The following is a 24,572-nucleotide window of genomic DNA, read 5'->3' on the forward strand; positions in this document are numbered from 1 at the left end:
GGGGTGAAGTCGTAACAAGGTAGCCGTAGGGGAACCTGCGGCTGGATCACCTCCTTTCAAGGATCGTGTCATGACGCTGGGGGCGGATGCTCCTGGGTTGTGACCATTCCTTTAAGATACCTGCCCGATGACGGGCTCCGTTCTCCACTCTCGATGTTGCATGGCTTTTGCCCTGAGCGGCGCCTTCTGGCGCGGGGGGGGGCATGGGCTGACGCACGCGAGAGAGACCTGAGGCCCTGTGCCCGGGTCGCTTCCAGAAGACGGCTCCGCCAGGATGGATCCTGCGGAGTTGTTGTTGTTTCTCATGGTGAAGAAGAGTTGGTGATATCGAGTGTAGTCCTGCAGGGCTGACTACTCTGCGGGATAGTGAGTGTTCTCGGTGTTGCTGCTGTCCGATTGGACATGCGGAGTTCGGGGGCGCCCTTGTGGCGCGGCTGGATCCTGCGTGCGGGCGGTGGTGAATGAGTATGAGAAGGGCGTTCGGTGGATGCCTTGGCACCAAGAGGCGATGAAGGACGTGGCACGCTGCGAAAAGCCGCGGGGAGATGCGAGCGATCGTTGATCCGCGGATGTCCGAATGGGGAAACCCCTCCTTTATGGAGATCCCATCCTGAATACATAGGGGTGGGAGGCGAACCCGGTGAACTGAAACATCTCAGTAGCCGGAGGAAAAGACATCAACAGAGATTCCCCGAGTAGTGGCGAGCGAAAGGGGACCAGGCCAGTGGTCTGCATCAGTTAAGCCAAACGAGCTGGAAAGCTCGGCCAGAGTGGGTGATAGCCCCGTAGGCGTATGGCTGGTGTGGATCCTTGAGTAGGGCGGGGCACGTGAAACCCTGTCTGAACGTAGGGGGACCACCCTCTAAGCCTAAATACTCCTTGGTGACCGATAGTGCACAAGTACCGTGAGGGAAAGGTGAAAAGCACCCCGACAAGGGGAGTGAAAGAGACCTGAAACCGAGCGCCTACAAGCAGTCGGAGCCCGCAAGGGTGACGGCGTACCTTTTGTATAATGGGTCCGCGAGTTTCTGTTTGCAGCAAGCTTAAGCCGTTAGGTGTAGGCGCAGCGAAAGCGAGTCCGAACAGGGCGCTGAGTTGCTGGCAGAAGACCCGAAACCGAGTGATCTAGCCATGGCCAGGCTGAAGGTGGGGTAACACCCACTGGAGGGCCGAACCCACGCCTGTTGAAAAAGTCGGGGATGAGCTGTGGCTAGGGGTGAAAGGCCAATCAAACTCGGAAATAGCTGGTTCTCCGCGAAATCTATTGAGGTAGATCGTCAGGCGAACACCGCCGGAGGTAGAGCACCGGAAGGGCTAGGGGGACCCAAAGTCCTACCAAACCCTACCGAACTCCGAATGCCGGTGAGTGCTACCTGGCAGACAGACAGTGGGTGCTAAGGTCCATTGTCGAGAGGGAAACAGCCCAGACCACCAGCTAAGGTCCCCAAATAGTGGCTAAGTGGGAAAGCATGTGAGACGGCCAAAACAACCAGGAGGTTGGCTTAGAAGCAGCCATCCTTTAAAGAAAGCGTAATAGCTCACTGGTCTAATAGCTGTTTTGCGGCGAAAATGTAACGGGGCTCAAGCCACTTACCGAAGCTGTGGATGCATCAGCAATGATGCGTGGTAGCGGAGCGTTCCGTAAGCCTGCGAAGGGAGACCCGTGAGGGCTCCTGGAGGTATCGGAAGTGCGAATGCGGACATGAGTAGCGACAAAGAGGGTGAGAACCCCTCTCGCCGAAAGTCCAAGGGTTCCTGCGCAAGGCCAATCCGCGCAGGGTGAGCCGGTCCCTAAGGCGAGGGCGACAGCCGTAGCCGATGGAAATCAGGTGAATATTCCTGAGCCCGCTAGAAGTGACGGCCGTGAACCGTTGTTCCTCCTTATTGGATTGGAGGGGCTGCCGGATCGGTCCAGGAAATAGCTCTAGCATATGGTCCGTACCCGAAACCGACACAGGTGGACTGGTTGAGTATACCGAGGCGCTTGAGAGAACCATGCTGAAGGAACTAGGCAAATTACTCGCGTAACTTCGGGATAAGCGAGACCCCATCTTGGGCAACCAGGGTGGGGTGGCACAGACCAGGGGGTGGCGACTGTTTAGTAAAAACACAGGGCTCTGCGAAATCGAGAGATGACGTATAGGGTCTGACGCCTGCCCGGTGCCGGAAGGTTAAGGGGAGATGTGCAAGCATCGAACCGAAGCCCCGGTAAACGGCGGCCGTAACTATAACGGTCCTAAGGTAGCGAAATTCCTTGTCGGGTAAGTTCCGACCTGCACGAATGGCGTAACGACCTCCCCACTGTCTCCAGCATGGGCTCAGCGAAATTGAATTCCCCGTGAAGATGCGGGGTACCCGTGGTCAGACGGAAAGACCCTATGAACCTTTACTGCAACTTCGCAGTGGTGCCAGGAAGGGGCTGTGTAGGATAGGTGGGAGGCTATGAAACCGGGGCGCCAGCTTTGGTGGAGCCATCCTTGAAATACCACCCTGCGCCTTTCTGGCATCTAACCGAGCCCCATTTATCTGGGGTCGGGACCCTGCGTGGCGGGCAGTTTGACTGGGGCGGTCGCCTCCTAAAGTGTAACGGAGGCGCGCGATGGTGGGCTCAAGCCGGTCGGACATCGGCTGTTGAGTGCAAAGGCATAAGCCCGCCTGACTGTGAGCGCGACAGCGCGAACAGAGACGAAAGTCGGCCTTAGTGATCCGGTGGTCCCGCGTGGAAGGGCCATCGCTCAACGGATAAAAGGTACTCTAGGGATAACAGGCTGATCTCCCCCAAGAGTCCACATCGACGGGGAGGTTTGGCACCTCGATGTCGGCTCATCGCATCCCGGGGCTGGAGCAGGTCCCAAGGGTTCGGCTGTTCGCCGATTAAAGCGGTACGTGAGCTGGGTTTAGAACGTCGTGAGACAGTTCGGTCCCTATCTGCCATGGGTGTAGGAGACTTGCGAGGATCTGTCCCTAGTACGAGAGGACCGGGATGGACATACCTCTGGTGTACCAGTTGTCGCGCCCGCGGCATCGCTGGGTAGCTAAGTATGGAACGGATAACCGCTGAAGGCATCTAAGCGGGAAACCAGCCTCTAAACGAGGTCTCCCTAAGGGCCGTGATAGACCATCACGTCGATAGGCCGCAGGTGAAAGGTCAGTAATGGCCTCAGCCGAGCGGTCCTAATAGCCCGATCGATCTCATTCATCTGCACCGCTGTCGTGGCAACACGACACCGCACGCAGCATCCAACCGCGACACACTCACTCAACACTCAATACAGATATCACCAACTCCCATTCATCAGCATCTGTGCTGCCAATGGAGAACGATCCGGCTCGGTGGCCCGGTGGCCATCGCGAGGCTGCTACACCCGATCCCATCCCGAACTCGGCCGTGAAACGCCCCAGCGCCCATGGTACTGTGTCTCAAGGCACGGGAGAGTAGGTCGCCGCCGGGCCACCAAGCCGGACCGTTCATCCAACAAACAGCACAAATACACACACCACCGCGGGGTGGAGCAGCCCGGTAGCTCGTCAGGCTCATAACCTGAAGGTCACAGGTTCAAATCCTGTCCCCGCATCCAACATCAAATAACAAACATACCAAACCGCCCCAGTGCATCACGCACAGGGCGGATTTGCCATGTCCAAAGTCCGCACATAGAGACTTCGTAGCCCTCCGGTGGCGGCCTGCCTTCTGGCAGGGGGCCAAATCTGTCTTCTGATCTTATCGACGCTCGTAGGAGCATTGTTAGTAAGCGTCGTCTGACCCCCATGGTTGAGGTGCACAGCTCTGGGGAGGAGGATTGAGCCTTCTGGAGAGAGGGCAGGCAGTGGACGGGGATCTGGTCGGGAGCACGGAGGCGAGCACTCCTATGAGTGATCGTATGAGTGCCCGTACGGAATTCGTGGAAGTGGTGACCCGCGGTGAACGGCGCCGCCGCTGGAGCCCCGAGCAAAAGCTGCGGATCGTCGCCGAGGCGATGGACCCCACAGTCACCGCGGTCGATGTGGCACGGCGCTGGGGGATCGGCACGGGACTGCTTTATACATGGCGACGCGAGCTGCTGATGGCGGTCACCCCGGCGCCGATCACGCCAGGGCTCCCTGCGATCGCAGCGGAGGAAGCCCCCTGCGAGAATGCGCCTGCCGTCATTGCTGAGGCCGCCTCGCTGCCTGGTGACGGACGGATCGAGATCGCGCTTCCAGGTGGTGTCGTCGTCCGTGTTGATGCCGGGGTAGACGAGGCGGCGCTTCGGCGCGTCCTTGCGGCACTGGAGAGGCGATGATCGGTCCCGCGCCGGGCACACGCATCTTCCTCGCCTGCGGGGTGACGGACATGCGGCGTGGCATGGACGGGCTTGCCGCTCTCGTGCAGACCACCTTCGGCGAGGATCCGTTCTCGGGTGCGGTCTATCTCTTCCGTGGGCGCCGGGGCCATCTGGTGAAATGCCTCTGGCATGACGGTCAAGGCCTGTGCCTTTTCCAGAAGCGCTTGGAACGGAGCCGCTTCCAGTGGCCGGTGACGAACACCGGCAGGATTGCGTTGTCGGTGGCGCAGACTTCGATGCTGCTCGAGGGCCTGGACTGGCGCAACCCACAGCGGGTGTGGCGGCCGAGCGCGACGTAGCAGCTTTCGCTTGCACCGACGCGGCGCGGCCTGCGACGATTCCTGCGTGACAGCAGCCGATGACACGAACGGGGCGGACGCGGAGGTGGTTCTCCTGCGCGCTGCGCTGGCTGCCGCCGAGGCGAGGATCGCGGCACTCGAGGGCATGCTCCACGCGCTCAACCGCGCACGCTTCGGCCAGAGTGCCGAGCGCATCGATCCCGGCCAGCTTGTCCTTGCACTTGGCCGCGACGTGCCACCCCCGCCGCCCGCGAACGATGCGCCGGGGGAGGATGGCCCTCGCGGACGCCCATCGGCGCGCCGGAACCGCGGCGCCTTGCCGCCGCACCTCGAGAGAGTGGAGCGCGTGCTGGAACCCGCCAGCCGGACCTGTTCTTGCTGCGGCAGCGACATGCGCGTCATCGGCGAGGACCGGTCAGAGCGGCTCGACGTCGTGCCCGCGAGGCTGCGGGTGCTGGTGACCGTCCGCCCGCGCCTGGCCTGTCGTGGCTGCGTGGGCGGTGTTCATCAGGCGCCTGCCCCGGAGCACGCGGTGACGCGCGGTCTGCCGACCGAGGCGCTGCTGGCGCATGTGCTCGTCTCGAAATACGGCGACGGCCTGCCGCTGTACCGCCAGGTGGCAATCCTCCGCCGCAGCGGGGTGAGGCTCGACCGCTCGACCCTCTGCGACTGGGTCGGGGCAGCTTGTTGGTGGCTCCGGCCTCTCTACGAGCGGGTCCTGGAGCATGTCAGGAAACAGGGACGGGTGTTCGCCGACGACACGCCACTTCCCACCCTGGAGCGCGGTCGCGGGCGAACCCGCAAGGGGGCCCTCTGGGCCTATGCCGTCGACGACCGCCCCTGGCTGGGCGGGCTCCTCCTGCGGTCGCTTATGCCTACGCGCCGGACCGCAAGGGAGCGCGACCCGCTGCTCATCTCGGCCGGTTCCGAGGCGTGCTGCAGGTCGACGGCTATGACGGGTTCAAGGCCATGCGGCGGGAGCGCCGCGACGGCTCGGTGACGCTGGCCTTCTGTTGGGCGCACCTGCGCCGACGGTTCTTTGAGGTCCATGCGGGCACGAAGTCGCCCATCGCCGCCGAGGCCTTGCTGCGTATCGGGGAGCTCTACCGGATCGAGCGCGAGATCCGGGGCCGCTCGGCGGAGCAGCGCCGCGCCATCCGTCGCGAGAGGAGCGCGCCGCTGGTCGCCGCCCTCGAGATCTGGCTGCGGGCGCAGCTGGATCGCCTCAGCCAGGGCTCCAAGCTCGCCGGGGACATCCGCTACGGCCTGCGCCACTGGGGCGGTCTCGTGCGGTTCCTTGAGGACGGCAGGCTGGAGATGGATACAAACACGGTGGAGCGGCAGATCAGGCCCGTGGCCGTCACCCGCAAGGCGGCGCTGTTCGCAGGCAGTGAGGCAGGCGGCGCGAACTGGGCCATCGCGACGACGCTGATCCGGACGGCCCTGATGAATGACGTTGAGCCCGAGGCCTGGCTGACCGACGTGCTGCAGCGGATGGTCCGCGGCGACGTGCGCTCGAACGGGCTTGATGCCCTTCTCCCCTGGACCTGGGGCCGGGACACCGCCGCAGCGGCGTAGCCATCAGAGCCCCGGCAAGGCGGGGTTTACCTCCTCCGCGTCGCTGGTATCGGCATGGACCGCGTCGTGGATGATGCGCGTGGTCACGCCCTGCAGATGCGCCCGCAGCGCCCGCTCCAGTTCCAGAAACTCGGGCCAGAGGACCGTATCGAGGAAGCCCTTGGGCGCGCGCAGCATTACCGTCGTGCGCTTCTGGCGAGGGTAGCGATAGGGCCTCAGCCCGTAGCGGCGGCAGAGGGCGACGAAGAGCTGCCGGGACCAGCTGTCCGGCATTGAGAACTGCTGCTCCACGGCCGGGTCACGGCGGGCTTGCTCGGGACTGTCAGGAATTTCGTGTGTGGCGGGGCATAGTAGGGAAGAAGGAGACCCCCTATGGCCCGACGGAAAGAGCCGCGGATCCCGGATGCGATCCTGGACCAGTTGCTGGCCGGTGCGGACGCCAGAACGGCCTTCGAGCAGGGCGGCCTGCTGGATGAGCTGAAGAAGGCGTTCACCGAGCGGGCGCTGAACGCCGAGATGGACCACCACTTGGCCGGAGAGGGTGGTGAAGGCAACAGCCGCAACGGCTATGGCCGGAAGTCGGTGGTCACTGACAGTGGCAAGCTGGCGCTGGAGATCCCACGCGACCGGCAGGCGAGCTTCGATCCGCAGCTGATCGCCAAGTACCAGCGGCGCTTCCCTGGCTTCGATGACAAGGTCATCTCGATGTACGCCCGCGGCATGAGCGCGCGGGAGATCGTGGGCCACCTGCGCGAACTCTACGGCATCGAGGTCTCGCCCGACCTGATCAGCGCTGTCACGGATGCCGTGCTCGACGAGATCAGCGCCTGGCAGAACCGGCCGCTGGAGCCCGTCTACCCGGTGGTGTTCTTCGATGCCCTGCGGGTGAAGATCCGGGATGAGGGCCTTGTCCGCAACAAGGCGGTGCACATCGCGCTGGGCGTCCGGGCCGACGGTGGCAAGGAGATCCTGGGCCTGTGGCTGGAGCAGAATGAGGGTGCGAAGTTCTGGCTGCGGGTGATGAACGAGCTGCGCGGCCGCGGTGTCGAGGACCTGCTGCTGGCGGTGGTAGACGGGCTGAAGGGCTTCCCTGAGGCCATCCTGGCAGTGTTCCCGGAGGCCGTGGTGCAGACTTGCATTGTTCACCTCCTGCGCCAGAGCCTGGACTTCGTCGCCTACAAGGACCGCAAGCCCGTGGCCGCGGCGCTGAAGGCGATCTACCAGGCCGTGGATGCCGCCGCCGCCGAAGCGGCCCTGACTGCCTTTGAAGCAGAATTCTGGGGCCAGAAATATCCCGCCATTGGCCAGAGCTGGCGCCGCGCCTGGACCGAGGTCGTGCCGTTCTACGCATTCAGCGTCGAAATCAGACGGTTCCTCTACACCACCAATGCCATTGAGGCGCTGAACGCGAAGCTGCGCCGTGCAGTTCGAAGCCGAGGGCACTTCCCCACGGATGAGGCCGCCCTGAAGCTGCTGTTTCTGGTCTTGCACCGGGCGGAGAAGGAGTGGACCATGCCGCCGCGGGAATGGTCCATGGCTAAGGCGCAGTTCGCCGTTCTGTTCGGCGAGCGCTTCACTCGCGCCATGGCCTGAGCATGTTCAACCGCTCCGCCGCACACGAAATTCCTGACAGTCCCGCTTGCTCGGCCAGGCGTGCCTTGACCCGCTCCAGCGCCGCCCCGGCCGCCTCCCGCTCACCCGCCGTTCCTGCACCCGCAATCAACGCCTCGATCTTGCGGAGCCGCTCCCGGAGATCGTCTTCGCCCGCCATCCCCCTCAACCTCCAACCGGCATGCAGGATAACCGGTACAGACCGCCAGGGCAGCAGGGCACGTCAAGCGCTGAGCTGGATGGGGATCAGACGACGGTTACGTGGCGGGGCATAGTAGGGAAGAAGGAGACCCCCTATGGCCCGACGGAAAGAGCCGCGGATCCCGGATGCGATCCTGGACCAGTTGCTGGCCGGTGCGGACGCCAGAACGGCCTTCGAGCAGGGCGGCCTGCTGGATGAGCTGAAGAAGGCGTTCACCGAGCGGGCGCTGAACGCCGAGATGGACCACCACTTGGCCGGAGAGGGTGGTGAAGGCAACAGCCGCAACGGCTATGGCCGGAAGTCGGTGGTCACTGACAGTGGCAAGCTGGCGCTGGAGATCCCACGCGACCGGCAGGCGAGCTTCGATCCGCAGCTGATCGCCAAGTACCAGCGGCGCTTCCCTGGCTTCGATGACAAGGTCATCTCGATGTACGCCCGCGGCATGAGCGCGCGGGAGATCGTGGGCCACCTGCGCGAACTCTACGGCATCGAGGTCTCGCCCGACCTGATCAGCGCTGTCACGGATGCCGTGCTCGACGAGATCAGCGCCTGGCAGAACCGGCCGCTGGAGCCCGTCTACCCGGTGGTGTTCTTCGATGCCCTGCGGGTGAAGATCCGGGATGAGGGCCTTGTCCGCAACAAGGCGGTGCACATCGCGCTGGGCGTCCGGGCCGACGGTGGCAAGGAGATCCTGGGCCTGTGGCTGGAGCAGAATGAGGGTGCGAAGTTCTGGCTGCGGGTGATGAACGAGCTGCGCGGCCGCGGTGTCGAGGACCTGCTGCTGGCGGTGGTAGACGGGCTGAAGGGCTTCCCTGAGGCCATCCTGGCAGTGTTCCCGGAGGCCGTGGTGCAGACTTGCATTGTTCACCTCCTGCGCCAGAGCCTGGACTTCGTCGCCTACAAGGACCGCAAGCCCGTGGCCGCGGCGCTGAAGGCGATCTACCAGGCCGTGGATGCCGCCGCCGCCGAAGCGGCCCTGACTGCCTTTGAAGCAGAATTCTGGGGCCAGAAATATCCCGCCATTGGCCAGAGCTGGCGCCGCGCCTGGACCGAGGTCGTGCCGTTCTACGCATTCAGCGTCGAAATCAGACGGTTCCTCTACACCACCAATGCCATTGAGGCGCTGAACGCGAAGCTGCGCCGTGCAGTTCGAAGCCGAGGGCACTTCCCCACGGATGAGGCCGCCCTGAAGCTGCTGTTTCTGGTCTTGCACCGGGCGGAGAAGGAGTGGACCATGCCGCCGCGGGAATGGTCCATGGCTAAGGCGCAGTTCGCCGTTCTGTTCGGCGAGCGCTTCACTCGCGCCATGGCCTGAGCATGTTCAACCGCTCCGCCGCACACGAAATTCCTGACAGTCCCGCTTGCTCGGCCAGGCGTGCCTTGACCCGCTCCAGCGCCGCCCCGGCCGCCTCCCGCTCACCCGCCGTTCCTGCACCCGCAATCAACGCCTCGATCTTGCGGAGCCGCTCCCGGAGATCGTCTTCGCCCGCCATCCCCCTCAACCTCCAACCGGCATGCAGGATAACCGGTACAGACCGCCAGGGCAGCAGGGCACGTCAAGCGCTGAGCTGGATGGGGATCAGACGACGGTTACCATTGTTAAGGACGGGGGCGGTTTGGAGCATGGAGATCATCAGCGGCGTCGAGCGGCGGCGGCAATGGCGGGTGGAGGACAAGCTCCGGATCGTGGCGGAGGCTGAACGTCCCGGGGCGTGCTTTGCCGTAGTGGCACGCCAGCACGAGGTCAGCCGCAGCGTGCTGTGGGCTTGGCGCAAGCAGGCGCGCCAGGGAATGCTGGTGGCCGAGCCTGCCCCCATGTTCATGCCGCTGCAGGTCACGACGGATCTGCCGGCGCCGTCCTCCAAGGTCGGTGTGGTACCGGCGGCTGCACCGGCGGTGCTCGACACAATCGCCGCCGGCCGGATCGAAATAGCCCTGCCGGACGGCACGGTCATCCGCGTCAGCGAGGCGATCAGCTCCACCGCGTTGCGGCGCGTAATGGCGGCATTGCGCGGATGATCCCGGTTTCCTCTGGTGTCCGGGTCTGGCTGGCGGTGGGCCATACGGACATGCGGCGCGGCATGAACGGCCTGGCGCTGCAGGTACAGCAGGCGCTCGGGCGTGACCCTCATGCCGGCGATCTCTACGTTTTCCGGGGCCGCCGAGGCGACCTGATAAAGATCGTCTGGCACGACTGACCTGCCCCCTTAGAAGTGGACCGCCAATGATGTGAGATTGGTGGACGCGGAGAGGGGCCGGAGATGGCGAAGAAGCAGCACAAGCCGGAAGAGATCGTGGCCAAGCTGCGCCAGGTCGAGGTTCTGGTGGCGCAGGGCAAGACGGTGGCCGAGGGTGCCCGGGTGATCGGGGTCACGGAGGCGACGTACTACCGCTGGCGGTCGGAGTATGGGGGCCTGAAGCTGGACCAGGTGAAGCGCCTGAAGCAGCTGGAGCAGGAGAACGGCCGCCTGCGCAAGGCCGTGGCGGATCTGACGCTGGAGAAGCTGGTGCTGAAGGAAGCCGCCTCGGGAAACTTCTGAGCGCCGCGCGTCGTCGGGCGGCGGTGGGGCATGTCAGGGCGGCGTTGGGCGTCTCGGAGCGCTTCGCCTGCCGCGTGCTGGGCCAGCATCGCTCGACGCAGCGGCAGGCGCCAGGTCTGCCGGACGACGAGGCGACGCTGACGGCGGCGATCACTGGCCTGGCCCGGCAGTACGGCCGCTACGGCTACCGGCGGATCACGGCGCTGCTGCGGGTGGAGGGCTGGTGCTGCAACCACAAGCGGGTGGAGCGCATCTGGCGCCGTGAGGGACTGAGGGTGCCGGGCCGGCAGCCCAAACGCGGACGGCTCTGGCTGAACGACGGCTCCTGCATTCGGCTGCGCCCCGAGCGTCCGCAGCATGTCTGGGCCTACGACTTCGTGGAGGACCGGACGCGCGACGGGCGCAAGCTCCGTATGCTGAACGTGGTGGACGAGTTTACCCGCGAATGCCTGGCGATCCGGGTGGCGCGCAAGCTGAACTCCTTCGACGTCATCGACGTGCTGACGGACCTGTTCATCGCCCGCGGCACGCCCGCGCATGTTCGGTCGGACAACGGCCCTGAGCTCGTGGCCAAGGCCGTGCAGAGCTGGATACACGGCGTGGGCGCGAAGACCGCCTTCATCGATCCCGGCAGCCCCTGGGAGAACGGCTACGTGGAGAGTTTCAACGGCAAGCTGCGCGATGAGCTGCTCAACGGCGAGGTGTTCAACTCGCTGGCCGAAGCCAGGGTGCTGATCGAGCAGTGGCGGGTGCACTACAACACCGCTCGCCCTCATTCCTCGCTCGGCTACAGACCACCCGCCCCGGAGGTGATCATGCCAGGAGAAGCCGGGCCCATGTCCCATCCCGGTTCCAGCGGTTCATCGACCCCGCCACTGCCCATGATCCACTAAAATCTTGCCCGGACCAGTCGATGGGGGCTGGTCAGGCTTTTTTCGACTTCGCCAGCAGCCAGCTCAATGAGGCCCTGGTGCGCCAGCTGCATGCCGGTGCCTTCATGGACAGCGCCGACAACATCGTGCTGGTTGGTGGGCTAGGCACCGGCAAGACCCATGTCGCAACCGCGCTCGGTGTCCAGGCGGTCGAGCATCACCGCAAGCGCGTGCGGTTCTTCTCCACAGTGGAATTAGTCAATATCCTCTCGCCGGCTGAAGCGGAGGGCCATTCCCGGGGTCATCCCAGTCGGCGCATTCCTGAGCGCCGTTCTGGACGGATTCCAGAAACGGGATGGTTCATGAATGCGGCAGCGATCTTCCCGGCCGCCTCAGCGGCCGATGGCATAGGCCTGCATCAGGCGCGGCGTGGCCGCAGCGATAACGAAGCCGTCCTCCCGCCCCACCGCGCAGACGCGCCCGAGCGACCATGGGGCTTCCACCTTCACGCGGTGGCCGCGGCGTTCCAGTGCTGCGATGACGCCAGGCCCGAAGCGGTCTTCCACCAGCAGGCGGCCGGGCTCGAAGGTGCGGGGATAGAATGACTGCGGGAAATGCTTGCTGGTGAAGAGCGGCAGGTCGATGGCCGCCTGCAGGTCGAGCTTGTGGTGCAGCCGCCGCAGCAGCACGGCGAGCGTCCACTGGTCCTGCTGGTCGCCGCCCGGGGTGCCCATGGCCAGATATCCCTCGCCGTCGCGCGTCACCAGGGTGGGCGTCAGCGTGGTGCGGGGGCGCGTGCCCGGCCGCACATCGCTGGGCAGTCCGGCTTTTAGCCAGCCCATCTGCCCGCGCGTGGAGATGGAGAAGCCCAGGCCCGGCACGGCGGGGGAGGATTGCAGCCAGCCGCCGGAGGGCGTGGCGGAGACCATGTTGCCCCAGCGGTCCACGACATCCAGATGCACCGTGTCCCCCCATTCCACGGGGAGCGGCGCGAAGGTGGGTTCGCCGAAGCCGATGCCGACCGGCGTTTCCGCCCCGGCCATAGCCAGGATGCGGCGCATGGCATCGGCGGCGCCGGGCAGGTCGCCCGGCGTCAGGTCGAGAGACGCGGCTTCGCCCACCAGGGCGCGGCGGCGGTCGGCGTATTCGCGCGACAGCAGTGTCTCCAGCGGGATGTCCGAGGCGTCGGGGTCGCCGTAGAAGACCTCCCGGTCGGCGTAGGAGAGCTTCATGCACTCCACCACCGTATGCACGAACTGCTCCCCCGCGGGGTCCATGCCGGCGAGGTCGTAGCCTTCCAGCAGCCGCAGGGTCTGCAGCAGGACGGGGCCCTGGCCCCAGGGGCCGGTCTTGTGCACCGTCACCCCCGCATAGTTGCGGGACACGGTCGGCTCCACCCGCGCCTGGTAGCGCGCGAAATCCTCGGCGCGCAGCAGGCCGCCATGGCGGCGGCCGCTGGAATCCATCAGCTCCGCCGTGCGGTAGAAGCGGTCCACGGCCTCGGCCACGAAGCCGCGGTAGAAGGCGTCGCGCGCCGCCTCGATCTGTCGCTCACGGTCCGCGCCGGCGGCCTCGGCCTCGGCCAGGATACGGCGGTAGGTGGCGGCGATGGCCGGGGTGCGGAAGCGCGCGCGGGGGCGCGGCACCTCGCCGCCGGGCAGCCATATCTCGGCCGAGCTGGGCCATTCGGCCGGGAAGAATTCGCGCGCGGGCAGGATCGAGGCCGAGACCCGGGGCAGGACGGGGAAGCCATCCTCGGCATAGCCGATCGCGGCTTCCAGCACGGCGCGCGGGGTCCAGGTGCCGTGGTCGCGCAGCAGCAGCATCCAGGCGTCGAAGGCGCCGGGGACGACGGAGGGCAGCAGGCCGGTGCCGGGGACCTGCCGCAGCCCGAGTTCCGCGAAGCGCTCCGGCGTGGCGGCCATGGGGAAGGGGCCCTGGCCGCAGATCACCAGGGGTTCCGGCGCTCCATGGCGCTTCAGGATGATGGGCACCTCGCCGCCCGGCCCGTTCAGGTGCGGCTCCACGATCTGCAGCACGAAGCCTGCGGCGGCGGCGGCATCGAAGGCATTGCCGCCCCGCTCAAGCACGGACATCCCCACGGCGCTGGCGAGCCAGTGGGTGGTGGCCACGGCCCCGAAGGTGCCGCGGATCTCAGGACGGGTGGTGAACATGCGCGCGGCTCCCAACCTGGAACCAATCACGATTGGTCCCAATCGATATCGCGCCATTCGGGCGCTGCTATTGTTTACGGCAGTAAAGGTCGAAGGAGAAGCCGGAATATCTTGCCCAGAAATTCGGACTAATCTAGTAAAGGTCCCATGTCTGCCCGCCACGCGCCCGACCGGCTCGAGACCTACCTCCGGGAGGCAGGGTTGATGCCGGGTGACCGGCTGCTGCCCGAACGCCAACTCACCGCCCTGCTCGGTGTCAGCCGCCGCGCCCTGCGTGAGGCGCTGAGCGAGTTGGAACTGCATGGCCGCATCTGGCGTGGCGTGGGCCAGGGCACCTTCCTGGGGCCGAAGCCCGCCGGGATGGCGCGGCCGGAGCCACGCGCCCAGGCCAGCACACCCCTGACCATCATGGAAGCGCGCCTGACGCTGGAGCCCGCGCTGGCCGCGCTGGCCGCCATGAAGGCCACGGCGGAGGATGTGGAAGCCATTGCCCGCGCTGTCAGGCGTGGCGCCGAGACCCGGGACCAGGAGAGCTGGGGGTTGTGGGATGGCGCCTTCCACGGCGCCATCGCCCATGCCTGCCATAATCCGCTTCTGCTGGCGGCCTTCGAGGAAGTCGAGGCCAGCCGCGCCATGACGGACTGGGGACGGCTGCGCGCCGCCATCACCACGCCGCCCATGCGCCAGGCCTCGGCGCTGGAGCACCAGGCGATCTCCGCCGCCATCGCCGGACGCGATGCCGCAGCGGCGCAGCGCGCCATGCGCGCCCATCTTCAATCGGTCCATCTCGCCATCCAGAGCGAGGGCGCCGGCTGGGACGATCCATTGGAACCGCGGAACTAACACGCGGGCCATGACGCCGACACGGGTGCAACCACTAAGCGAGCAGTGCCTCGCAGGATAACAAGACCATGACCCAACCCCGCCTGTCGCGCCGCGCCGCGCTCTCCCTGCTCGCCGCGCCGGCCGTCACGACCTTTGCTCCTGCCGCCCGGGCGCAGGACGCCTATCCCAGCCGCCCGGTCAGCATGATCGTGCCCTGGGCGCCGGGTGGGTCCACCGACATCCTGGCGCGGGTGCTGGCGGAACCACTGCGGCTGGCCTTCGGTCAGCCCTTCGTGGTGGAGAACCGTTCCGGCGCGTCCGGCAATATCGGCTCGTCCTTCGTCGCGCGTTCCGCGCCGGACGGGCAGACGCTGCTCGTCGGCTCGATGAGCACGCATGCCATGAACGATGCACTGTTCAGCAACATGCCCTTCAATGGCGCGGAGGATTTCACCCCTGTCGCGCTGCTGGCCTATGTGCTGAACACCATGGTGGTGCATCCCTCGGTCCCCGCCAACACGGTGCCGGAGTTCATCGCCTATGCAAAGGCGAACCCGGGCAAGATCGCCTATGCCTCCGCGGGCGCGGGCTCGACCAACCATCTCTGCGCGGCGATGTTCGCGCAGATGGCGGGACTGGACATGGTGCATGTGCCTTATCGCGGCGGCGCTCCGGCGACGCTGGACACGGTGGCGGGCCAGACGCAGCTCTTCTTCTCCGCGGGCACCCAGACACTGGAACACGTGAACAACGGGCGGCTGAAGCTGCTGGCGGTGACGGAGGAGAAGCGCTCCGCCCTGCTGCCGGATGTGCCGACGGTGGGCGAGAGCCTGCCGGGCTTCGAGATGGCGGTGTGGTATGGCGCGCTCGGCCCGAAAGGCATGGCGCCCGCGCTGACGAACCGCCTGAACGCCGAGATGAACAAGGCGCTGATGCTGCCCGACGTGAAGGGCAAGATGGCGTCGATTGGCGTCGAGGTGGTGAACGAGACCCCGGCCGCCTTCGCCGAGCGGCTGCGCCTGGACGCGGCGAAGTGGCACAAGGTGATCCGGGACCTCGGCATCGACAAGACCGATGCCTGAGAACTTGCCTGATCTCGCTGCGGCTTTTGAGGAGGCTTCCCGTGACGGCGACCCGCTGCCGCGGATCCGCGCCGCCGACCGGCTGGCGCGGAAACTGACGGGGCAACAGCTCTGCACCGCCATGGTCTTCGACCGGCAGGCCATGACGGTGCAGCGCATCTTCAGCTCGCGGCCGTCCGAATATCCGGTCGGCGGACGCAAGCCGAAGCGGGACACCGACTGGGGGCGGCAGGTGCTGCTGGAGGGCCGCCGTTTCGAAGGTGAGGGTGAGGCCGCGATCCGTGCGCATTTCGCGGATCATGAGGTGATTCTTGGCCTCGGCCTGCGGAGCATCGTGAATCTTCCCATCCTCGTGGCCGGAGAGTGCCTCGGCACGCTCAACCTGCTCTGGCCGGAGGAGAGCCTCGATCCCGCGCATATCGCGGCGGCGCGCCTCCTGGCGCTGCTGGCCACGCCCGACTGGATCAGTGGCGGAGGCCCCAGGGGGCGGGATCCCGGCACGGCTGCCTGATCCCTCCAGAGGCGCGCCATGCGTCGTGAAGCGGTAGCGCGGCCCGCACCCGTGACGATCATGGCCGCTCCTGAAAGCCCGCGCCGGGCGGTTTCCTGATCCGGCGTGGGTGCCGGGCGGATAAAGAGCGCCGGGCCATGCCCGGCGTCGCAGGCCAGCGCGGACATTGCGCCTTCATCCACGACCGGCGCTTGGGGCCGGCCACCGCAAGCTCAACCCGCGTTGCCGCGATCCAGGGCCGGCATCCAGGCTTCCCTGCCTTGGCCGGTCATCCCGGCTGCCATGAATTGCGACGTCGGAGCCGTCATCGCCTGGCGAGGCATATTCCGCGCTGCGGGGGCAAGGATAAGGGAAGGCCGTGGCCTGGATTATCGCGATGCCGAATTTCTGAAGCGGTATTCCACCAGTATCTTGCCGCCGCAGAGAGAGGGGTTTTCTGGAAGGCTTGAATAAGCGGAGCAGCATATGACTTCATGAAATGAGTATCTCGGGGAGGCTCTTTTGAGCGGAAGCGAAATCGCGGCAAAAACAAAGATAAGCTTCATCTTTGACGGGAATCCCCTGCTGGCGGAAGCCGGGGCATCCCTGTTGCAGGCCTGGATCGCGGCCGGCCTGCCGCTGACCGAGAATGTCGGCTGCATGGGCCAGGGCGTCTGCGGTGCCTGCCGCGTCCTGGTGCGGCGGCAGGGCGAGCGCCTCGCCGGCACCGCGCTGGCCTGCGAGACGGAGGTGGAGGAGGGAATGCAGGTCTCCTTCGTGGATCATTTTCCGGCACGACGCCCGCATGCCTACGACCTCCACGCCCTGACCGACAGCTGGACCGCGCTGGACCAGATCGACGCCGTCTTCCCCGAGGCCAAGAACTGCCGCCATTGCAGTGGCTGCGACCGCGCCTGCCCCAAGGGAATCGAGGTGCAGCGCATGGTGAACCTCTCCGCGGCGGGGGAGGCCTTCACCGCGGCGGCGCTCTTCGATCAATGCGTGATGTGCAACCTCTGCGTCGCCGCCTGCCCCGAGAATATCGACCCGGCGCATCTGGGTCAGTTCGTGCGGCGCATGAATGCCTCGCTCACGCTGCGCCCCGCCGATCTGATCGGCCGGCTGCGAGAGATCGAGCAGGGTCGGCAGCCCATCGACCCGGATGCGCCCGGCGCCAATCCGCCGGTGCAGCCATGAGCGGCGGCATTCCCCATGCCGAGGCCCTGGCATCCTGGCGCGCCCGGATGCCAGCCCCGCCGAAGGCCCTGGCCCTGCCGGTGCCGGAATTGCTCGAGCGCTTCCATCCCGACCGCCGGCCCGGCGCCATGGTACCGCTCCGCGTCGGCGCCAGTGCCGGCCTGCCCTGCCGGGTGGAGCTGGCCGCGCTGCTGCAATCCGACTCCCTGATCGAGGATGTGGACATCGCCGCCGCGCCCATGCTGGATGCGGATGTGCTGGTGATCGGCGGCGGCGGCGCGGGCTGCGTCGCCGCGCTGACGGCGGCGCGCGCCGGGGCGCGGGTGATCCTGACCACCAAGCTGCGCTTCGGCGACAGCAACACGGTGATGGCGGAGGGCGGCATCCAGGCCGCCGTGGGGGCCGAGGACAGCCTGCAGCGCCATTTCGAGGACACGCTGCGCGCTGGCCATTTCATCGCCGACAAGGCGCTGGTGGCGGCGCTGGTCTCGGACGGCCCGGCGGTGATCCGCTGGCTGATCCAGGAGGGCATGAGCTTCGACCTGGCCGAGGGCAGCGAGCGCATGGGCGGCAGCCTGCTGTGCAAGAAGCCCGGCGGCGCCACGGCGGCACGCCTGCTTTCCTACCGGGACTTCACCGGCCTTGAGATGATGCGGGTGCTGCGGGAGGCCGTGCTGCTGCAGCCCGGCATCACCCTGCTGGACCGCCATCCGGCGCTGGAGCTGCTGACCGATGACCGCGGGCGCTGCGCCGGCGCCGCGTTGCACGACCTCGGCCTGGGACGCGCCGTGCTGGCCCGCGCCGGCGCCACGGTGCTGGCCACGGGCGGGGCCGGGCGGCTGCACATCGCGGGCTTCCCCACTTCCAACCACTATGGCGCCACGGCGGATGGGCTGGTGCTGGCCTATCGCCTCGGCGCCACGCTGCGCGAGGTGGACAGCTTCCAGTACCACCCCACCGGCATCGCCTGGCCGCCGCGCATGCAGGGCCAGCTGGTCAGCGAAGCCGCCCGTGCCTCCGGCGCTGCCCTGGTCAACGGGCTGGGCGAGCGCTTCGTCGATGAGCTGGGCCCGCGCGACGTGGTATCCGCCGCCATCCTGCGCGAGATCGCCGAAGGGCGCGGCATCCTCCGTGACGGCCGCCCCGGTGTCTTCCTCGACACGCCGGGGCTTGAGCGGGAGAAGCCCGGCATCCTCGGCAAGAGCCTGACGACGCTCGCGCATCTCGCCCATCGCGGCGGCTTCGACGCAGCGGAGGAGCCCTTCCTGATCCACCCGACGCTGCACTACCAGAATGGCGGCATCGTCATCGACCCGGATGGATGGAGCGGCGTGCCCGGCCTGCTTTGCGCGGGCGAGGTGACGGGCGGGCTGCATGGCCGCAACCGCATGATGGGCAATGCCCTGCTGGAACTGGTGGCCTTCGGCCGCCGCGCCGGGCGCGCCGCCGCCGCCGATGCGCGGGTGGAGCGCCCGCGCAATATCGGGCTGAACCATCTGGCGGACTGGCGCCGCGCCCTGATCGCCCAGGGCATGCCGCTGAGCCTCAAGGCGCCGATGATCTTTCCGCCCTACGGCAATTTCAACATGGCGACCGAGCGGGGGAGGGCGGCATGAAGGTCCTGACCGATGAGCGCATTTGCGTCGGCGCCGATCTCGCCGCCTGGATGGCGGTGGGCGGCGGCGCCGGGCTGGAGAACGCCCTGGCCGACCCGTCCGGCATCATCCCGGCCATCGAGGCCGCCGGCCTGCGCGGCCTGGGCGGCGCGGGCTTTCCCACCCACCGCAAATGGGCCGCCGTGGCGGCGCAGCCCGGCCCCGGCAAATGGGTGGTCTGCAACGGCAACGAGGACGAGCCGGGCACCTTCAAGGACCGCTTCCTGCTCTCCCGCACGCCGCATCAGGTGATCGAGGGGGCGCTGGTCGCGGCCCTGGCGGTGAAGGCCGCCAGCATCGTCCTCTACGTCAACCCGCGCGAGGCTGCCGCTGTGCGGGTGTTGCGTGAGGCGGTGACGCAATGGGAGGCGCATCCGCTCCTCGCGCGGCTGGCCGAGGCCATCGGGGAGGAGTTGCACCTCCTCGTCGTCACCGGCTCCGGCCTCTATGTCGGGGGCGAGGAGACGGCGGCGGTGGCGAGCGTCATGGGCGGCTTCCCCTTCCCCACGCTGAAGCCACCCTTTCCGGCGGAGAAGGGCGTGAACGGCGCGCCGACCCTGCTGAACAATGTCGAGACCCTGGCCCATTCCGGGCAGATTCTGAGCCATGGGGCGGAATGGTATCGCGGCCTCGGCCTTGGCGGCGCACCGGGCACCAAGCTCTTCTCGCTCTCCGGCGACGTGCTGCGCCCTGGGCTGCACGAGCTGCCCATGGGTACCCCGCTCCGCAGCCTGGTCTTCGGGCAGGGCGGCGGCATGCTGGCCGGCAAGGCCTTCAAGGCGGTCTTCACCGGCGGCCCCTCCAACACCCTGCTGACGGCGGACGACCTCGACGCGCCGCTCGATTTCGACAGCCTGCGCGCGCGGGGCTCCCGCCTCGGCACGGGGGCGATGATCGTGGTGGGGGAGGGCACGAGCATCCTGCGCAAGACGGCGGAATATGTCGCCTTCTTCGCCGCCAATTCCTGCGGCCAGTGCCCGCCCTGCAAGATCGGCACCCATCAGGTCTCCCGCATCCTGGAGCGGGTGGAGGCGGGCGCGGGGCGGCCCAGTGACCTCCAGGCGCTGGAGAACCTGGCGGAGCTGTTGCCGGGCAGCGGGCGCTGCGGGCTGGTGGACGGGGCGGCGACGGTGCTGGCCTCCTCGCTGAAGACCTTCCGGGCGGAGTATGAGCGGGCACTGGGGCAAGGCTGAGTGCCCGCTCCAGCCGCGCGGCCCAGTGCGGAGTGCCATCCGTGACGCCGGGGCCTAACGCACCGGCAGCAGCCAGGGCACGAGGGCCAGGCTCACCGCCATCACCAGCAGGGTGAAGGGCACGCCGATGCGTACGAAGTCGCCGAAGCGGTAGCGGCCCGGCCCCATCACCAGCATGTTCACCGGTGAGGATACCGGTGTCATGAAGGCCGCCGAGGCCGCCAGCGCGACGATCATGGCGAAGGGATAGGGCGAGAGCCCCATGTCCCGTGCCGTGGCCATGGCAACCGGTGCCATCAGCACGGCCGTGGCGGTATTGGAGATGAACATGCCGGTCAGGGCTGTCGCCACGAACAGGCTGGCCAGCAGGGCGTAGGGCCCGGCATCCCCCGCCAGCCCGATCAGCCCATCCGCCGCCAGCGCGATGCCGCCGGTCTTCTGCAAGGCCAGGGCGAAGGGCAGCATGCCGCCGATCAGGATGACGGTCTGCCAATGGATGGCGCGGTAGGCGCTATCCACGTCGATGCAGCGGAAGCCCAGCATCATGAGGCAGCCGATCAAAGCCGCCTGCACATGGGGCAATGTATTGCTGACCATCAGCAGGATAACGACGGCCAGGCTGAGCAAGGCCTGGGGAGCACGATCGGCGGCGGGGGACAGCTCCTCCAGATCCGCCGGCTGATGGAGCAGCACGAAGCTTCTCTTTCCGCGCTGGGAACGGTGCAGGGCCTTCCAGGGACCGACCAGCAGCAGCGTGTCCCCCGCCTGCAACTCCTCTTCCAGTAATCCCTCTCCCCAGATGTTCCGGCCACGGCGCAGACCGACCACCGTCAGCCCATAGGTGGAGCGGAATTCCGCCTCCAGCACCGACCTGCCGCAGAGGGGGGAATCGGGGGGGATGATCACCTCCGCCAAGCCGATGGGGCGTGGCTCGCGGACGGGGTCGAGATCCGCGAGCGGCGAAGGCCGCAGAGCCAGCGGGGCTGCGATCGCCCTCAACTGCTCCTCGGGGCCGGCGAAATGGGCGATCAGCACATCGCCCGGGCGCAGAACCGTCTCTGCCGTCGCGTTCAGGAAGGCGGGGGCAAAGCGCTGCGGGCGCTCAATGGCCATGATATTCAGGCCATGCCTGGCGCGCAGGCGCAGTGCCGCGAGGTTATGTCCGACCAGGGGTGAGTCGGGGCCGATGCGGAGACGCCACGAGCATCCGGTCAGCCCGTAATCCCGGATGAGCTGCGCCAGGGTTATGTGGCCGTGTTGGGTTGTCTCCTTCGGCTCCGTACCCGTCAGTGAATGACGTGCCATGGCCATATAGACGATGCCCAGCAACAGGATGGGCACGCCGAAAGGGGTGAAGCTGAAGAAGTTGAAGCCCTCATGGCCGCTCCGCACCAGTTCGCTGTTCACGATCAGGTTGGGCGGCGTGCCAACAAGCGTCATCATGCCGCTGATGAGTGCCGCAAAACTCAGCGGCATCATCATCTGGCTCGGCGGGATCCGGAGCCGCATGGTGATGCGCAACACGACCGGGATGAAGATGGCAACCACCCCGGTGGAACTCATCACCGAGCCCAGCGTCGCGACGGCCAGCATCAGCATCGCCATGAGCCTGACACTGCTGCCGCCCGTGCGGGATGCCAGCCAATCCCCGAGGCGGGAGGCGATACCGGTCTGGACCAGGCCCTCACCGATGACGAAAAGGGCCGCGATCAGCACCACGCTGGGGTCGCTGAAACCAGCCAGGGCCTCCTGAACCGTGAGAATGCCGGTCATGGGCAGAGCGACGAGCATGGCTATCGCGACGACATCCATGCGCGGCCGGCCCAGGGCAAACATGACGACCGCGATCGCAAGCAAGCCAAGCACGATGGCTAGATCAAGGGACACAACTACACTCCGGGCCGATGGCGCCATATTCCTGGGCTGCCATAGAGAAGCACCATTGCCGGGGCCATTGGAGTGCGCGCGTCACCGCTCACGACAGGCAAGGCTGCTTCCACCCTGGCGAGCCTATAACGGCCGGCATCCATGATGCGCCGCATCCGCCGGAGGCGGGACGGCCGATTTGATCGGGGCAGCGGGAAGGACGAATGGCAGCGCGGCCGTTACCGGCGGGCGGGCCTGGCAGGCAGGACACGAAGCGCGCACACGGCCTCGGCAGCCCTGACCGCAAGAGGTCTCCCGGTTGGTATCTGGAACTGGGCCGGGCCGGCGGCCGGGGCGCCCCGCCTCACGCAGCGGGTGCTTCCGGACGGCCATATGCGGGTGCCAGAGACTGGTCCGGGCGCGGGGCGTCTGGCCCGCGCCCCGCCTTGGTTACGCCCTGGGGGTTTCCAGGCCGGCCGGCTACCCGGTGCGGCGGCGATATGGGCGCGGGTGGGCGTTCCGCCTCCCCGTCACGACGCGCCCCGGGCGAAGGTGTCGCGGGCGGCGGCCAGGGCGGCCAGCGAGCGGGTCGCCGCCTTGGCTGCTCCATCGCCGTCAGCTTCGGCCATCGTGTCTTCCGCGGCCTCGATGCCGGCGTCGAGCTGCTCCCGCATCTCGTCCAGCAGCTCGCGCAGTTGATCCGGCTCATGGATCTGCCGAAGGGCGGCGATCAGGGCCTCGGCTTCACGGCGGAGCCGGGCGGCATCGTGGCCCCGCCCCACCAGCTCGGCGATGCGGGACAGGGCCGACCGGCTGGAGAGCGGAGCCGGGGAACGGGCGGTCGGGTTGGATGCACGCTTTCGCACGGCGGACCTCTGGCTCTCAGACGTCGGCTGCTCAGCCGGCATCACGGGGGAACCGCTCACTATAATGTAAGAACAAAAACCGAACAAGGCGGCGCGGAGCTATTCTTCGCCAGATCGCCGAAGTCATGGCCAGAGGGCATGGCGGGGGGCGTCAGGGCCGCTACCGGCGGTTCCGCAGCCACAGCGTCAGGAAGGCGACGGCCACCATGATGATGACTGCGGTCCGGTTCTGCGCGATATACTCAAGCGCCTGACTCAACGGCAAAGTCCATCCCCTCTCATTCAACAGCATTCCGGCATCGCGGCCGGGCCCGAGGATGAACCCGGCCTCCGCTCATGCCGGGAAATCACGCCTCCACATCCGGATGGCGGGCGAATGACGGAGGCTCACCGGCGCATCCGCCACATGGCGACGTACGCCATTCATCGCGGATGCTCAAGGACGGCCGGATGGCTCCGGGCCCGGCGATCATCCTGGAACCGGGGCGCTGCCGCGCGAACCGGGATGTCTCTGCGGCCGCCCGGCATTGCCTGGAAGAGTGGCCGGGGACCAGCGGCGTGGATGACGCCACCGGCGTCGGCGGACCTCAGACCTCGGCGTAGGAGCCGTTCTTCCAGACATAGAAGACATAGTCAGGGACAGTCACGTCGCCCTTGGGGTCGAAGGTGATGGGACCGAGGACGCTGTTCCAGGGGCCGCCGGATTTCAGTGTCTCAGAGACCTTCCGGGGGTCGGTGCTACCAGCCTTCTTCGCCGCGTCCGCCCAGATCTGCACGGCGGCATAGGTGTAGAGGACATAACCCTCTGGATCGACATTCCTGGCGCGGAAGCGTTCCACGACCTCAGCGGCGGTGGGGCGCTTGCGCGGGTCGGAGGCGAAGGTCATCAGCGTGCCCTCGCCGGCGGCACCGGTGATCTGCCAGAACTCGCTCGTCACCAGCGCGTCGCCGCCGATCAGGGTGACCGGCATGCCCTGCTCCTTCGCCTGCCGCAGGATCAGCCCGGCCTCGGTGTGATAGCCGCCGACATAGATGATCTCGACGCCCGCGGACTTCAGGCGGGACACCAGGGCGGAATAGTCACGCTCGCCCGGCGTATAGGCGGCATAGACAGCCTCGGTCGCGCCGGCCGCGTTCAGTGATTTCTTGGTCTCGTCAGCCAGGCCTTTGCCATAGGCCGAGTTGTCGTGAAGGATGGCGACCTTCTTGCCAGGATAGGTCTTGGCGATGAAGGCGCCGGCCACCTTCCCTTGTTGATCGTCGCGCCCGCAGGTGCGGAAGGTGTTCCAGCCGCCGGCATCGGTATATTGCGGGTTGGTGGAAGCCGGGCTGATCTGCAACACGCCCTCTTCCGCATAGACCTTGCTGGCGGGAATCGAGGAGCCGGAGCAGAAATGCCCGGCGATCAGCTTCACCTGCCGGCTGGCCATCTGGTTGGCGACCGAGACCGCCTGGCGCGGGTCACAGGCATCGTCGCCCAGTTCCATCGCGATCTGCTGGCCCAGCACGCCGCCCGCCGCATTGATATCGGCCACGGCCTGTTCCGCGCCGGCGCGAAGCTGCGTGCCGAAGGTGGCGTATTGCCCGGTCATGGGCCCGACGCAGGCGATCCGCAGGGTGCCCGACTGCGCCGCAGCGTCACGGCTGCCGCCTGTGCCCGCCATTCCGGCTGCCGCCATCCCGGCCACGGTGCCAAGAAGCTGTCTGCGTTGCATCATCAGAGCCTCCGCTGTTCAGCCGCCGGCACCGATCGCCGGCCGGTGTTGCAGGCACAGCCTAATGAACCTTCACGCGGCT

General features: G+C 66.9%; 20 protein-coding genes, 1 tRNA gene, 3 rRNA genes and 2 pseudogenes (1 of these 26 running past the window's edge). 19 read left to right on the forward strand and 7 right to left on the reverse strand.

Translation table 11 applies throughout. The features are described from left to right. The 7 genes and pseudogenes from IAI58_RS03560 to tnpC form a co-directional block, all read left to right on the forward strand. Positions 1-57 (forward strand): 16S ribosomal RNA (locus IAI58_RS03560) (it extends 1,430 nt beyond the left edge of the window). A 403-nt stretch (positions 58-460) separates the two neighbouring features. Continuing rightward, a 23S ribosomal RNA gene (locus tag IAI58_RS03565) occupies positions 461-3,199 on the forward strand. 138 nt (positions 3,200-3,337) lie between these two features. Further along, positions 3,338-3,452, forward strand: a 5S ribosomal RNA gene (gene rrf, locus IAI58_RS03570). The 16S, 23S and 5S rRNA genes sit together here with 1 tRNA gene alongside, the layout of an rRNA operon. A gap of 49 nt (positions 3,453-3,501) precedes the next feature. Further along, positions 3,502-3,578: transfer RNA gene (locus IAI58_RS03575), tRNA-Met, on the forward strand. A gap of 303 nt (positions 3,579-3,881) precedes the next feature. Further along, positions 3,882-4,283 carry an IS66-like element accessory protein TnpA gene (gene tnpA, locus IAI58_RS03580; protein ID WP_207451415.1) on the forward strand — a complete coding sequence of 134 codons (402 nt, stop codon included), beginning with the start codon at positions 3,882-3,884 and terminating at the stop codon, positions 4,281-4,283. After that, positions 4,280-4,624, forward strand: a complete 345-nt coding sequence (gene tnpB / locus IAI58_RS03585) for an IS66 family insertion sequence element accessory protein TnpB (RefSeq protein WP_207451417.1) — start codon at positions 4,280-4,282, stop codon at positions 4,622-4,624. Before tnpA (IAI58_RS03580) ends, tnpB (IAI58_RS03585) begins: the two co-directional genes overlap by 4 nt. Positions 4,625-4,670: 46 nt before the next feature. Next, positions 4,671-6,202 (forward strand): annotated as a pseudogene (tnpC, locus tag IAI58_RS03590) (IS66 family transposase). A 3-nt stretch (positions 6,203-6,205) separates the two neighbouring features. On the opposite strand, the gene IAI58_RS03595 reads toward tnpC, so the two are convergent. After that, positions 6,206-6,475 (reverse strand): hypothetical protein, encoded by a 270-nt coding sequence (locus IAI58_RS03595; protein ID WP_207451419.1) that lies wholly within the window; start codon positions 6,473-6,475, stop codon positions 6,206-6,208. 99 nt (positions 6,476-6,574) lie between these two features. Here IAI58_RS03595 and IAI58_RS03600 point away from each other — a divergent pair, with 99 nt between their 5' ends. Then, on the forward strand, positions 6,575-7,795 hold the full coding sequence (locus IAI58_RS03600) for an IS256 family transposase (RefSeq protein WP_207451421.1): 1,221 nt from the start codon (positions 6,575-6,577) through the stop codon (positions 7,793-7,795). Here the strand turns inward: IAI58_RS03600 and IAI58_RS03605 are convergent. Next, on the reverse strand, positions 7,776-7,973 hold the full coding sequence (locus IAI58_RS03605; protein WP_208776009.1) for a hypothetical protein: 198 nt from the start codon (positions 7,971-7,973) through the stop codon (positions 7,776-7,778). The genes IAI58_RS03600 and IAI58_RS03605 overlap by 20 nt on opposite strands. 136 nt (positions 7,974-8,109) lie before the next feature. Here IAI58_RS03605 and IAI58_RS03610 point away from each other — a divergent pair, with 136 nt between their 5' ends. After that, positions 8,110-9,330, forward strand: a complete 1,221-nt coding sequence (locus IAI58_RS03610; RefSeq protein WP_207451421.1) for an IS256 family transposase — start codon at positions 8,110-8,112, stop codon at positions 9,328-9,330. Here the strand turns inward: IAI58_RS03610 and IAI58_RS03615 are convergent. Beyond that, entirely contained in the window at positions 9,311-9,508 is a 198-nt protein-coding gene (locus IAI58_RS03615) for a hypothetical protein (protein WP_208776009.1), read from the reverse strand. The two genes, IAI58_RS03610 and IAI58_RS03615, sit on opposite strands and share 20 nt — an antisense overlap. Positions 9,509-9,638: 130 nt before the next feature. Here IAI58_RS03615 and tnpA (IAI58_RS03620) point away from each other — a divergent pair, with 130 nt between their 5' ends. The 4 genes and pseudogenes from tnpA (IAI58_RS03620) to IAI58_RS03635 form a co-directional block, all read left to right on the forward strand. Beyond that, positions 9,639-10,034 carry an IS66-like element accessory protein TnpA gene (tnpA, locus tag IAI58_RS03620; protein WP_208776017.1) on the forward strand — a complete coding sequence of 132 codons (396 nt, stop codon included), beginning with the start codon at positions 9,639-9,641 and terminating at the stop codon, positions 10,032-10,034. Beyond that, entirely contained in the window at positions 10,031-10,213 is a 183-nt protein-coding gene (gene tnpB / locus IAI58_RS03625) for an IS66 family insertion sequence element accessory protein TnpB (RefSeq protein ID WP_207450346.1), read from the forward strand. Before tnpA (IAI58_RS03620) ends, tnpB (IAI58_RS03625) begins: the two co-directional genes overlap by 4 nt. A 63-nt stretch (positions 10,214-10,276) precedes the next feature. Beyond that, positions 10,277-11,448, forward strand: a protein-coding gene (locus tag IAI58_RS03630; protein WP_207451582.1) for an IS3 family transposase whose coding sequence is annotated in 2 segments (ribosomal slippage) — positions 10,277-10,541 and positions 10,541-11,448 — 1,173 coding nt in all. Because the reading frame shifts where the segments join, the coding sequence is not laid out codon by codon here. A 41-nt stretch (positions 11,449-11,489) separates the two neighbouring features. Continuing rightward, positions 11,490-11,717: pseudogene (locus IAI58_RS03635) on the forward strand (ATP-binding protein); the annotation flags it as partial. 102 nt (positions 11,718-11,819) lie between these two features. On the opposite strand, the gene IAI58_RS03640 reads toward IAI58_RS03635, so the two are convergent. After that, positions 11,820-13,601 (reverse strand): gamma-glutamyltransferase family protein, encoded by a 1,782-nt coding sequence (locus IAI58_RS03640; RefSeq protein WP_207447041.1) that lies wholly within the window; start codon positions 13,599-13,601, stop codon positions 11,820-11,822. Positions 13,602-13,748: 147 nt separating this feature from the next. Between IAI58_RS03640 and IAI58_RS03645 the strand changes: the two genes are divergently transcribed. From IAI58_RS03645 to IAI58_RS03670, 6 genes are all read left to right on the forward strand, one after another. Then, entirely contained in the window at positions 13,749-14,444 is a 696-nt protein-coding gene (locus tag IAI58_RS03645; protein WP_207447040.1) for a FadR/GntR family transcriptional regulator, read from the forward strand. 68 nt (positions 14,445-14,512) lie between these two features. Continuing rightward, positions 14,513-15,508, forward strand: a complete 996-nt coding sequence (locus tag IAI58_RS03650) for a Bug family tripartite tricarboxylate transporter substrate binding protein (RefSeq protein WP_207447039.1) — start codon at positions 14,513-14,515, stop codon at positions 15,506-15,508. A 4-nt stretch (positions 15,509-15,512) separates the two neighbouring features. Next, a complete protein-coding gene (locus IAI58_RS03655; protein WP_207447038.1) occupies positions 15,513-16,019 on the forward strand; it encodes a GAF domain-containing protein in 507 nt (168 codons plus the stop codon). 501 nt (positions 16,020-16,520) lie between these two features. Further along, a complete protein-coding gene (locus IAI58_RS03660; protein WP_237182388.1) occupies positions 16,521-17,195 on the forward strand; it encodes a 2Fe-2S iron-sulfur cluster-binding protein in 675 nt (224 codons plus the stop codon). Next, a complete protein-coding gene (locus IAI58_RS03665; RefSeq protein ID WP_207447037.1) occupies positions 17,192-18,811 on the forward strand; it encodes an FAD-binding protein in 1,620 nt (539 codons plus the stop codon). Before IAI58_RS03660 ends, IAI58_RS03665 begins: the two co-directional genes overlap by 4 nt. After that, entirely contained in the window at positions 18,808-20,043 is a 1,236-nt protein-coding gene (locus IAI58_RS03670; RefSeq protein ID WP_207447036.1) for an NADH-ubiquinone oxidoreductase-F iron-sulfur binding region domain-containing protein, read from the forward strand. The genes IAI58_RS03665 and IAI58_RS03670 overlap by 4 nt, the downstream gene beginning before the upstream one ends. Before the next feature lie 54 nt (positions 20,044-20,097). On the opposite strand, the gene IAI58_RS03675 is transcribed toward IAI58_RS03670, so the two are convergent. The 3 genes from IAI58_RS03675 to IAI58_RS03685 form a co-directional block, all read right to left on the reverse strand. Continuing rightward, a complete protein-coding gene (locus IAI58_RS03675; RefSeq protein WP_207447035.1) occupies positions 20,098-21,930 on the reverse strand; it encodes an SLC13 family permease in 1,833 nt (610 codons plus the stop codon). Between the two features lie 509 nt (positions 21,931-22,439). Beyond that, entirely contained in the window at positions 22,440-22,775 is a 336-nt protein-coding gene (locus tag IAI58_RS03680; RefSeq protein WP_207447033.1) for a hypothetical protein, read from the reverse strand. 587 nt (positions 22,776-23,362) lie between these two features. Then, positions 23,363-24,493 (reverse strand): branched-chain amino acid ABC transporter substrate-binding protein, encoded by a 1,131-nt coding sequence (locus tag IAI58_RS03685; RefSeq protein WP_207447031.1) that lies wholly within the window; start codon positions 24,491-24,493, stop codon positions 23,363-23,365. Positions 24,494-24,572: the final 79 nt, after the last annotated feature.

Source organism: Roseomonas marmotae (assembly GCF_017654485.1).
Taxonomy (GTDB): Bacteria; Pseudomonadota; Alphaproteobacteria; order Acetobacterales; family Acetobacteraceae; genus Pseudoroseomonas; species Pseudoroseomonas marmotae.